The following is a 12,703-nucleotide window of genomic DNA, read 5'->3' as shown; positions in this document are numbered from 1 at the left end:
TTAACCCCTACCTGCAACATCACCGATATAAGGAATTTTACTTAATATTTGCAATATCGCCAAGGACAGTACAGTGGTGATTATTACAAAAAAAGGAATCCAAAACAGAGGGCTCTGATGAGTGAAATCAACATATTTTATCAGATTCATTTTTAAAAATGACAATATCATATAGTGTGAGAGATAAATTCCGAAACTATACTTGCTTATCAAATTGATTGGTTTTGCCCAAGACCCATCTTGAATTTTACCAGAAAGACTTGTCCTGTCCAGATATTTGAACAAAAGGAAAATACTTGAAGACATTGCCAAGATCAATAGATTGAAATAGCCCAAATATGAAAAATGATTTGTTGAAACTGATACTGGAACAACATAGCCGAAGATATAGTAGAAGTACAGGGATACGGATAAAATCAATGTTAAAATAATCATGGCATCCCTTCCCAATCTTTCACCCACAAAATCATTATTGGCAAGATAGTATCCTATGAAAATATAGGACATGAATGAAATGAAATAGGTCAGCTTGGATTTGTAAGGATCAAACAGACAAAAATGAACCATTGCTATATACGCCACAGATAACATGGCCAAAACGGTAAATAATCTTTTATCAAAACCATCCGTTTTACTGCATCCGAAATGGTTAATCTTATTGATTATGAAAATTCCAACATAAACAATAATTATCATCCAAATGAACCAGAATATGACTCCAAATGTTGATGAAGTGCCGAAAAATACATCAATCGCATAATTCAAATAAAATCCGTGTTTGATGTATACTGCAGAATATGCGATATAAACCAAAACCCAAAATAAGAATGGTATGAACAATCTTGAAAGTCTCTTTTTGAAAAATTTCTTTAAAGAATCATTTTTATTCAAAAGCAATGCTCCACTAAGCATTACAAAAATAGGAATTGAAAAATCCCTAAAACAATCAAAAAATGCAGATATATAAAAATCACTATTATTAATTCCGGTTACAACAAATGTGATGGCTGCATGGCAGAAAACAATACCAATTATCGCCATAGCCCGTAATGCATCGAAATAAAAAACTCTTTTTGATTGCTTCATAATAATATATAGGATAAACTACAATAAAAATTTTAAATTTTCCTATTTAAAGTAAAAAAAATAGCTATTCGCAAAATGCACTTTTTGCAGCTTTGCTTAACAGTCCATCGTTGAACAGTTGCTTTATCTCATCTCTAGTGAACCATCTATAGTCATCGTGCTCTTCGCTGATGTTTACGCTGTCGCTGTCAACGCTGACTTTCATGATTACCTGGATTGACTTGATTTCTTCGTTTGTTTTGCATGCAACATAATCGTTCTGGATTGTCTTATAATGAGAGTCAATGACGATTTTAAGACCTGTTTCTTCTAAAAACTCTCTTCTTAGAGCTTCATCAAAGAATTCCCCTTTTTTGACTTTGCCGCCTGGAATTTCCCATCTATTGGCATCATGCTTTGATTTTGATCTGACCTTTAAAAGCAAAATCCTTCCGTCGACTTCATAGATTCCCCTTACGGCCATGCCCCATAAATCACTCATCAAATCACCGGTTTTATAATTTAAAAAATTAATTGACTTCAATGCAGTCATTTGGACAGATTGCGACACAGACTTTGCATCTTTTGCATCCGAATGAGTTATTAACGGATGATGTGCCGTCATCAATAATCAGAACATTGTTAGGACATGCAATGACACATTTTTCACAGCCTCCGCAATCATCGGTGTTGATAAAAATGTGTGATTCTTCCTCTTCTGTTGCCTTATCCTTTTTATCTCTTTTTAAAAATGAAAGTAAACCCATATTTCTCATCCTAAAAAAAAAGAAAAAAGTTTTAATTTAACTTAAAACTTTTTACCAAGTTCATATGCTTCTTTTAATTTGTCTTCTTGCTCTTCAGCTACAATTCCCGCAGGACCAGCACTGCCTGCATCAACATGGCCTATGACTTCATAACCCATGAATGTGAATGGTGAGAATTTTGTAAGCTCAATGTAGTTTTCATATGTTCCTTCAGGTTGGTTTTCGGTAAATATCAATGCTGCTTTACCTGATAAGCTTTTGTCTGGGTTTTGACCGATGCTGTAGAAACGGTCAATGATTAGTTTACCTTGTGCAGACATTTGGCCGTAATAAATAGGAGTTGCAAATATCACACCGTCAGCGGCAACCAATTCATCAAGAATCTTGTTTCCGTCATCTGCACGTACACATTCAGGATGTTCTGCACAGTACATGCATGCTTTGCATGGAGCGATTTCTTCGTTTTCAAGATAGTATTTTACTACTTCTCCGCCGTTTTCTTCAATTCCCTTAATCATTTCATCCATCAATACGTCACAATTTCCGCCTTTACGTGGGCTTGCTTGAAGTGCTACAATTTTCATTTATTTTTCTCTCCAAATATTAGTTATAGATAGTTTATTTCAAAAATTATTTAAATATTATTAAAATCTTATATAGAACCATGAAATTATCCAAATCAAAAGTAAATTCTTATCTCAAATGCCCCCGCGAATTCAAATTCCAATACATCGATGAGATTGAAGTTCCTGAAAACAAATACATGGCATTGGGATCTGATGTTCATTTGATAGCTGAAAAGTTCACAAACAAATTCGGCGATGACATATCACAAATAGATACTCGCAATGAACTTCTCAAAATTGCTCATGATTTGGATATCGGATATGACCTAACTGACCACATCGAGAATCTAAGCACTTTTTTTGATGAGATTTTCGTTGAAAACGATTATAAGCTATTTTCCAATGAGGAATATCTGCTTGATGAGGAAAACAGGTTTTCAGGAATTACAGACATCATCCTTGAAGATGAAAACGACGAACTGGTGGTCATCGACTATAAAACCAGCAAATCAAGTTCATTTTCCAAGTACCGGCTGGAGTTATGCTACTATAAGTTGCTTGTCGAAAATGTCTACAATAGAAAGGTTTCTGCCGTCGGAGTATTCTTTACCAAAAATGGCAGATTGAGATTGCTGGACGTTTGCAACGGAGACAATAAAAGAAAACACCTGTTGAATTCCGAAATAAGTGACGCGATTAATACGCTTCACCATGTCCGCAATGAAATCAACAACGAGAACTTTCCAAAAAGAGAGCAGTTTCTATGCAGGTACTGCACATACAGGCATCTTTGTGAAGATGAAGGCTATTTCTAAAGACCGTATTTTTTCAAGTTGATTCCGCAAAAATGGCAAAACTTGTCATGGCTGTCTATCGGCATTTCACAGTAGGGACAAGTTTCAGAGTGTGATTTGATTGTCGGATGAGGATTCTTTTCAAAAAGATAAGCCAATCTTATCAGCAATGATTCATCCAGAATCATGCCTTCCTCGTACTCCTTTTTCATTTGTTCCCTGATTTTCAAAGCATCTGCATAAGTAATATGCGCATCATCGATTAACGATTCTATATATTGGGATAGATTGTCCTCTTCACCGATTATATCTTCCAGCGTGTATTTTTTAATGGGCAATGATCTTTCCAAAGCAGTGATTGTCCTTTTGATTTTATCCTCATTTGCCAGAAACTCATTTTTCAGATTTGAAAAATAGTCATCATCAAGCTCCATTCTATACTCGTTACAATCATAATGAATAATGTCATAGTTCAATGGCGCGCTATATGCAATTGATGACTCATTTAAATCAAGGAAATGAATGCATGCGCATAAATTCAGGTCATAAAAATGAGTAGACAACTCTTCAGAATTATTATAGTCCACATTTGACAGCACATGTTCACCGGGCACAATAAATTCAATGGAACTTGCAGCCACATTCTCAAAAATCATTTCAGCAAAACCGTACTTTATCAGAATTTCTACTACCCGTCTTGTTGGCTCGACAATGCTCGGCTTATTGTGTTCGCTCATTGTCTTTTCCAATTCATTTAAAAATATTCCATTTCCACGAAACTCCGGCAGGATGTAGATATTGTTCAATGCTGCAGTCAGGAATTCCCTTGAATGGTCATAGGAACAGAATCCCACTACCTTATTGTCATAAACCAGTTCCTTAAATAGATTGCATTGTGGGGACTTCAAAATAAAATTCTCTTCAGCCATTGAATCATAGACATAACCGTAATTTTCCTTCAGAATATCTGCCACATCCAATGCACTTTCACTTAGGTATACCTTCTGGTTGCCGTCGTTCCTATGCAAAAATTTTATGTTATCCATTTAAAATCACTTAAATCAACTTAAAAATATATTATTATTCATAATATTTAAATTATTCCCTTATACTATCTTTTTTAGGTTAAACAAAAATATTTATTTAGTTATTCCAAAAAATAGCAATATTAATTTAGTTATTCCAAAAAATAAAAAAAAGAATAGAGAAATTAATCTCTATTTTCTAATGTTAATTGTTTTCATTACACTGTCTTTTCCGTAAATGACTTTATAAGAGTACTTTTTACCAACTGGAAGTTTAGCGAAAAGATTCTTATTAAGTTTGAAAACACCTACGCCTTTGCTGTTTGTTTTAACTTTAAATGTCCTTCCATTGAATTTGATAGATACGTATTTGCCTTTGATATATTCGCCACCTACCTTTCTCAATGAAACGGTAATCTTATTAAAGCTAGCAGATTTTTTACCAAATATGTTTTTGGCAACAATAATGCTTTTGACGTTGAGTTTTACGGTTTTCTTAAGATTTCCATATGCCACTTTAACTGAATACTTGCCTGGTTTGTACAGCATTTTAATGGAAGCATAACCGTTTTTATTGGTTTTTACTTTAACTGTTTTTCCAGCTATAGTAATTGAAACGACTTTTCCAGCACCAATAGATTTGCCGTCTGATGTTATGCGTACTTTGTAAATGCTGCTGTAAAGAACGTTTTTGCTTGCTGCGACAATCTGAATTACAGGAACAGGATCTTCGGATGATGCGTTATTGTCTGCAATAACTGTTGAATTGTTTGCGGTAATACTTGCATCTCCTTTAGTTCCATTCGCTTTAAGTTTGTTGTCTTTTACTGTAGCATTTACGTTTGACAGGTCTACAGTTTTATTTCCGGTGGATGAAACATCGTTGTTGGTAATTGTCACATTAGAGTCTTGAGCATAGATACCTGTGGTCTGTACAGGAGCCATTGGATATGAATCGGTTGAATTACCAACATTGGATCCGTTTACTGCAATTGTGTTGTTGGTTATTGTTGCATTGGCTTTAACTGCCACACCAGTAGTGTAATTAGCTTTTGTTGAGACATTGTTATTTGAAATAACAGTTTCACCAGCATTTACTGACATACCGTATGCAGTGTTAGATTCGGCTGAGACATTGTTGTTGTTGAATGTTAAGTTGCTTCCCATTCCCCAATCGTCAGCATAAACACCGTATGATACGTCATTTGCAGTAGCGCTAATATCGTTGTTTTCCACATTTCCTGTGGAATCTTTTTCGATTGCTAAACCTGCTGCGTATGCGTCATCTGAATTTGATTCAATAGTGTTGTCGGAAATGGTTAAGTTTTCACCATCTACTGAAACGGCATATGCGTATGCATGGCCATTGAGTTCAATGTCATTTCCAATTATTTTTGAATCGTCACCGCCGATGACTTTAACACCATAAAGTGTGTCACTGTAACCTGCAGATTGGTTATAGTCTACAGAAACGGTATTGTCTTCAAATGTGAGATTTTTGCATCCTTCGAAGATAGCTCCGGCAGACATTATTGTAGGAGCATAGTCAGGTGCAGGACCGTATCCCACTGCAACGGAAGGGACAGTGCTGTCGATTATGTTGTCTTTAACAACCATATTGTCTGAATCGATAGCGTATACTGCAATTGTTTTTGTATCTTCACCTAATTTGCCGTCGAAGAATATTTTATTATCGACCATGTTTAATCCGTCTGCGGAATCAGCATAAACTGCGTATGCATCTCCAGTATTTGGAGCGTCATAATCGATAGTGTTGTTTTCCAATACGACATCTTTACCGGTCACATATATTACGGCTTTATCATCGAACAATTTGTCAGCGACAAATTCCATATTGGATACTTTTACATTGTTTGCAGTGATTTTTAAAGCAGTGTTGTTGAATACAGCAACATCTCCAGTGATGTTAATAGCCTTATTAATTGTAAGTGTGCCTAAATCTTTGAATTCTCCATCGAATACTAATTCATCGAAAGGAACGTCAGATTTTAAAACACCATTTTCGTCGAAGAAGTTATTGAAGTTTTCTGGAGTTACTATATTGTTAATTCCAACAACGCTTAATGTTGCAGTTGATTCGTTGTTAGCAAATTCTTCAGTCAAGTCAATGTATTTTGCAGTGATTGTGTAGTTACCAATGTCTTTAGTAATCATTACAGTTGTGTTTGCAACGCCATTGATTACAGGGACTGTTGCAATCAAATCATCACCGAAGTACAATTCGACATTACCAATGTTTATAATGGTTCCGTCATCTGTTTTGACATTTACGGTTACTTCTACGTTGTCACCTTTATCAGCAACAATGTCATCCACTTCAACAGTTGTTTCACTAGTGATTACAAACAATACAACATTTTCATTATCAACGGATGCTGAAATGATTTTCAATCCGCTAGGAACAGTATAATCGGTTGTAAATTCACCGTTTTCCAATAATCCTTCAATATTTCCGGAGGTTGTTTTGATGGTTACGCTTCTAGCCACATTGATTGGGCTTGCTAAAGTACCGTTTTCAGTTCCAGTAGTGTAGGTGTTAATGCTAACTGTTAATCTTACAGTGTTTCCTGCACTGATTGGAGTATCATTGGTAATTGTTAAAACAGCCCATCTTGAAACTGTAGGTTTGTAACCGTTTCCACCAACCAAATCAGATGGATTATCATTGGATCCCCACCAATTGTCGTTAGCGGTGATTTTTGGTGAAACTTGTTCTGTTTTATATCCGTAGATAGCTAATCCGTTTGCATCGGTATTGTTAATCAATACTGAGTTTGCAATGTTTACTGTTGTAGCTCTTGCATAAATTGCTCCACCGTTATAGTCAGCAGTGTTGTCTTCAAATAAAGTGTTAGTAATGGTCAAAGTACCTTTTCTTTCATAGTTTGAAGTACCAACCATGTAAATAGCTCCACCGCCAACATCGGTTTTGCCGTTAGCGTGGTTTGCAATGAATTCTGAGCCAGAAATCTTTAAGCTAGCTTCGGAATGTGAAATGAATATTGCTCCACCAGATGAATCGGTTAATGCTTTGTTGTTTTCGAAAGTGGTATTTTCAATAGTCATTCCAGCTATTTGCTGAGCGAATATTGCTCCACCACCGTTATTATCATTACCTGTTGCAGTGTTGTTTGCTATAACAGAATTGATTATTGTAATTGTTGCACCTTTAGCCATTGTATCTTGAGTAAAGATTGCCCCACCGGTTTTAGCAGTGTTGTTTGCAATGGTTGAGTTGATTATTGTTAATTTACCAACATTGAAGATTGCTCCACCATTGTTATCGCCAGCACTTGAGTTTGCAAGAGTACAGTTGATTAAGGTTAATTCATTAGAGTTGCCTAGCAATGCTCCACTTTCTGTGTCTCCATATCCGTTAACCAAAATCAGGTTTTTAAGAACTACATTTGCATCTTGTCCAACATAAAGGATTCTGTTATTGTTTTGAGCATCGATTATGACTTTTCCAACACCGGTAATGTTCAAGTCACCATCCATTACCATTCCTAAATTGCCAGTAGTGTAAGTTCCTTCTAAAATCACAATTTGACCTTTTTTAGCCAATTCAAGAGCTTTTGCAAGAGTTGCTACAGGTGAATCTTCATAACCTGTATTATCGTCACTACCTGAAGTTGATACATATACTACATCAGGCAATACTGCGAATTCGAAAAGGACTTCAGCATTTCCAGCTTTAACACTGATGTAACTGTCATCTTCATCACGGGTATAAATGGTTGTTGCTTGACCGTTAGATACGACAACATTTTCATTCAATAAACCAGTGGATGAAGTGAATGCTACAGTAAATCCGTCAGGCAATTTACCTGCATAGTCTGCAATTTCACCGCCGGTTGAATTGGTTTTATCGAATGCAGCTGTAATTGTTAAAACTTCATCATCGGAAGCAGTGTAGGTTGCATTCATTATTACCCATCTTGCAACGTTTGCATTGGTGTTTGCTTTAGTGTTGTCTCCCCAGAAGTTGTCATTAGCTGTTACAGTTGCACCTACTTTATTTAAAGCGAAATTGGTATCATTTGCTTTAGCTAAAATAACTGAGTTGGAAATTTCAAATGCATCTCCATCTGCATATACTCCTGCATCTGCATCGCCAGCATTGTCAATAAATACTGAATCAATTACAGTGAATTTAGAAGTACCTGTTGAATAGATTGCTCCACCGTTTCCACCAACACCGCTAGCGCTTTTTATAGCAGTATTGTTGATGAAAGTGGATTTTTCAATGTTTACTCTTACTGAACCTGATCCAAAAACAGCTCCTCCAGTACCGACATTAGCAATGTTATTTTCAAAGGTACAGTTGATAACATCCAAGCTTCCGACTGTTGCGGAAGTAGATCTGGAAGCCCATATACCTGCACCTTGTTTTACTTTGTTGTTTCTGAATACTGTGTTTTCAACAGTGGTTTCGGCTGATGTTGAATAAACAATACCATAACAATTGGTAATTGAAGTACAGTCATTATCATAGAATTCAGAATTATTAATGATTAATCTGGTACCTTGTTGGGAAGCTACAACACCCCTAGCTCCTTTATTTTGATAGAATTTAGAATTGTTAATGGTCATAGTGCCTTTCATGTTATTTATAGGACCTGCAGATGATCCACCAGTTGTGACACATGAATAGAATGTACAACCATTGATAGTTGTATTACCACTATCTTTAATGACAGCACCTGTGGATAATTTAGCATTTGTAAATATAATATTAGTTAAATTAAGGTTAGCGCTGTTTTCTAAAATTCCTAATTGGTTACCGTCGATTGTTACGGTTCCTCTACCTTCAATATCTAAATCCTTATCGACCACTAATGTTGAGCCAATCACATAATTACCGTTCAATATAACTATTTTGCCGAATTGAGCAAGTTCAATAGCTTTTGCAATTGTTGCTACTGGAGCTGATTGTGATCCGTTGTTGTTGTCATCACCGGACATTGATACATATATCACATCAATTACAACAGGTTCTTTTACATTTATTTCAGTTTCATTGACCGCATTTGCAGAAGCAATGGTTACAGTATCATTTCCACTATCTGATGCAGTGTAAACAAAGTTTGCAACATTGTTTTGTGTGGTAACTACTTGTTTATCCATTTCACCTTTTAAAGCGCTTGCGCTCACATCAACTTCAGGAATACTGTCAGCTAAATCATAAACAGTAGCTGTTGTGTCAGTGTAGTGAGTGAAGTCAACAGTGAATGCCACTTTATCGCCAATGCTGATGTCGGAGGTAGCATTGTTAGAAACTGTCATGATGACCCATTTAGATGCATCAAATTCACAGTCCACATCGTCTCCCCAATCGTTTTCGTAAGTACCTACGCCAATTAAACTTTGTGGGTTGTCGTTAGTTCCCCACCAGTTGTATAGGGCATTCAATACGTATTCACCATCATGGTAAATGACAGCTCCGGTTTCATTTGACAATAATACTGAGTATGTTATAGAAAGTTTATTGCCATTGAAAATCGCATTACCTTTTTTACCGGATGCTGCGGAATTGTTAATGAATACTGATTTGGTGATTGTAGCATCACCACGTGAACCGACAGAGATGGCTCCACCATTGCCGCAAGCATCGTTGTTGATGAATTTAGATTCCTCAACTGTTAAAACATTATTTGAATAAACCACTCCACCATCAGCGTATGAACCAGCCATATGGTTATTGATAAATTCTGATTGTTTAATTGCGATATTAGTATAACCGGAATCTCTGATTACGCTTTGTCTTACAGTGTTGTCGTTGAATTTAGAAGATTCTATGGTTAAAGTTCCTCTACCGCCGGCATAAATGATTCCATAATTGCTTGTGCCTGATGTATCTACAGTGATATTTTCAATAACTGTATTGTTGATTAAAATATCTCCGTTTCCTGAAATGTCAATCAATGTTCCACTGGTCATGTTTCGGAAAGTAGAATCCTTAATTGTCATTTTACCGTTGTTTTTGATGAGGCTTCCAATACCTTCATTATTTATTACAGTAACATTGTCAATAATCAATTCATTAGCTAAACTGTATACGAAAGCACCGTAATTATGTTTTACACCGGTTACAGTCAAATTAGCTATTGCTATCTTATTAGCAGCATCACCATAATTCATGTAGAACAATCTTCCTTGGTTTTCACCGTCAAGGATTACGTTTCCGACACCTGTAATTGTTAAATCACCATTAACATGGTAGTCATATCCTGTGTAAGTTCCTTCACTTACTATGATTTGGCCGGATCCTCCTTCAACTAAAGCAAGTTCAATAGCTTTAGCTATTGTGGCTACAGGTGCTTCTGCAGAACCGTTGTTTGCATCATCACCTGATTTTGAAACATAGATGATACCATAGTATGGTTCCGCTGCAGGAGCAAAGCTCATGTTAATAACGGCATTTTGACATGCAATGGAAATGACAGCGTCAATATCTGCAACATTATAGATTGCGGATTTGGTAGCGCCATTTGCAATTTCCAAAGTTGCAGGTGTAATTGTGCCGCTTGTGCTTGTTAAGCTCACATCATAAGTTTTAGGAATTGCACCACCAGTCAATTCTTCAATTTCACCGGAAGTAGTGTTTACATGATTGAAGTCAACGGTTATTGCTACGGCATCACCCGGTTGAACTTCGGTTGCGTTTGCCTCAACATTTAAGATAACCCATTTATCCAATGCGATATTTATTCCATCAATTGTGCCTAATGGATTGTTGGTTCCCCACCAGTTATTGTTTGCAGTTACGTTACCAGGTTGTTCTGTACCGTAAGTTGCAGTAACTGTGTTTTTAATATTCAATTCATTTACTATTGAAGAGTAGGAAATATCCAAATTAGAGTTTTCTAAATAAATTGCAGCAGCGCCTGCTTCATCCGCAGTGTTGTTTTCAATGATACAATTGGTTATTATAACATCAGAAGCTTTTAAAACAGTAGGATTGCTGCTGACTATTCCTGCATTTACTGACATGACAGTAGCAGTTCTTAAAGCATGGTTATTGCATATTCTACAATTATCAAAAGTAGCACTAGTATTTGTTAAGTAAATTACACCAGGGCTTTGCTCAGCGGAATTGTTATTGAAATCTGAATCTGTTACGGTTAACCTTGAAGCTTGAATATATAATGCTCCTGCATTGTTAGCATGGTTGTTTGCAAAAGTAGATTCACTGATTACTAAGTTAAGTCCGCCATCATATGCAGATTGATAAGCACATACTGCACCCCATGTCGCTTCGATATTTGTGAATGTGCAGTTGCTTATTGAAATGTTGCCTTTTGTATAGTACGCATATATTACTCCACGGTTTGCAGTAATATTGTCAAAAATGCAGTCTTCAATAAGCACATTTGCATCAAGCAAATTGGTTTTTGACTGGCCTTTGACGTAAATTGCTGCTCCATGAGACTTTTTGATATTTGTAAACCTGATGTTTTTGAAAGTTGCATTGGTTGTGGTTACGGTAAATACGTTGGTTGTTCCCAAAGCGCTATTGTCGATTACAACATTGCCTTGTCCAATGATAGTGATTGGAGTTTCTCCGTCAATTGTTATTCCATTTTCACTGTATGTTCCTTCAGTGATTATGATTTGGCCTGAAGTAGTGTTTTTGGCTAACTCAACAGCTTTTGCAATAGTTGCAACAGGAGCATCGGCAGCACCAGTGTTATTATCATTACCATCGACTGCAACATAGATTGCATCTGTAGTGATAACAGGTTGCTCAGGCTCTTCGATTAAAACAGGTATATCTTTGGCTAATGCATCGCCATTGTTTAATGTGTATACTCCATTGTTTTCAATTACCCAGTTGTTAACTGTTACACCTGTTGGTGCATCATTGCTACCCCAGTAGTTATAATCCGCTACAATTTTAGATGTAGTTCCTCCAACAAGAGTTGTGCTTCCAGTATTGTTATAGATAGCACAATATTCTACATTGAAGTCATTTGCACTGCTGTATTCATAGAGTACAACACCGCTTTCAATTTCAAATTCGTTATTGGCAATCAAACATTGACTTGCATTTAATTTTGTAGCTCTAACACCGTTGTATAATATAGCTGTTCCTTGGCCGCCAGCTTTTGTTACACCGATTATATTATTGATGATTGTAACATTTTCCAATGTCATTGTTGCTTTGTTTTCAATGATAGCTTGCATTGGACCATGAGCATTTGTTATTTTGGAATTGGTTAAAGTTACTGTTGCAGTAGATGAATATACATAAATGACATCCCTCATGAATGAATAATCACCTGAAATATCACCCATGCTAACATTATTAATAACTACACCATCCATGTTGTATTTTCCGCTGCCGGACATGTATACGATTGCACCATTTCCGCTTGTGGAACCAGTAACATTTTCAATCAAACAATCCTTGAGGTTTATTTCATTTGAAGATGCCATCTGAATTGCACCGAATTTTGCATTGA

Annotated in this window: 7 protein-coding genes; 1 reads left to right on the top strand and 6 read right to left on the bottom strand. The window is 36.2% G+C overall.

Annotated features, from left to right (window positions below):
* The 4 genes from Q0W25_RS04070 to Q0W25_RS04055 all read right to left on the bottom strand — a co-directional run bounded on the left by Q0W25_RS04070 (nucleotide 1) and on the right by Q0W25_RS04055 (nucleotide 2,416).
* The gene (locus Q0W25_RS04070) at nucleotides 1-1,086 is read right to left on the bottom strand and encodes an acyltransferase (protein WP_298519236.1); all 1,086 of its coding nucleotides are present in this window, start codon (nucleotides 1,084-1,086) and stop codon (nucleotides 1-3) included.
* A 64-nt stretch (nucleotides 1,087-1,150) separates the two neighbouring features.
* Complete coding sequence (locus Q0W25_RS04065; protein ID WP_298519234.1) at nucleotides 1,151-1,567, bottom strand: NUDIX domain-containing protein; 417 nt, start codon at nucleotides 1,565-1,567, stop codon at nucleotides 1,151-1,153.
* Nucleotides 1,568-1,595: 28 nt separating this feature from the next.
* A complete protein-coding gene (locus Q0W25_RS04060) occupies nucleotides 1,596-1,832 on the bottom strand; it encodes a 4Fe-4S dicluster domain-containing protein (protein ID WP_297826606.1) in 237 nt (78 codons plus the stop codon).
* Nucleotides 1,833-1,873: 41 nt separating this feature from the next.
* The gene (locus Q0W25_RS04055; protein ID WP_298519231.1) at nucleotides 1,874-2,416 is read right to left on the bottom strand and encodes a flavodoxin family protein; all 543 of its coding nucleotides are present in this window, start codon (nucleotides 2,414-2,416) and stop codon (nucleotides 1,874-1,876) included.
* Between the two features lie 80 nt (nucleotides 2,417-2,496).
* Here Q0W25_RS04055 and Q0W25_RS04050 point away from each other — a divergent pair, with 80 nt between their 5' ends.
* Complete coding sequence (locus Q0W25_RS04050; protein WP_298519228.1) at nucleotides 2,497-3,213, top strand: PD-(D/E)XK nuclease family protein; 717 nt, start codon at nucleotides 2,497-2,499, stop codon at nucleotides 3,211-3,213.
* Here the strand turns inward: Q0W25_RS04050 and Q0W25_RS04045 are convergent.
* Nucleotides 3,210-4,238 carry a GNAT family N-acetyltransferase gene (locus Q0W25_RS04045; RefSeq protein ID WP_298519225.1) on the bottom strand — a complete coding sequence of 343 codons (1,029 nt, stop codon included), beginning with the start codon at nucleotides 4,236-4,238 and terminating at the stop codon, nucleotides 3,210-3,212. The genes Q0W25_RS04050 and Q0W25_RS04045 overlap by 4 nt on opposite strands.
* A gap of 171 nt (nucleotides 4,239-4,409) precedes the next feature.
* Nucleotides 4,410-12,677 carry a right-handed parallel beta-helix repeat-containing protein gene (locus Q0W25_RS04040; protein ID WP_298519222.1) on the bottom strand — a complete coding sequence of 2,756 codons (8,268 nt, stop codon included), beginning with the start codon at nucleotides 12,675-12,677 and terminating at the stop codon, nucleotides 4,410-4,412.
* Between the last annotated feature and the right edge of the window lie 26 nt (nucleotides 12,678-12,703).

It is taken from the genome of uncultured Methanobrevibacter sp., assembly GCF_947166415.1.
GTDB lineage: Archaea > Methanobacteriota > Methanobacteria > Methanobacteriales > Methanobacteriaceae > Methanocatella.
The sequence above is the reverse complement of the archived record's forward strand: the minus strand, read 5'-3'. Positions and strand labels throughout refer to the sequence as shown.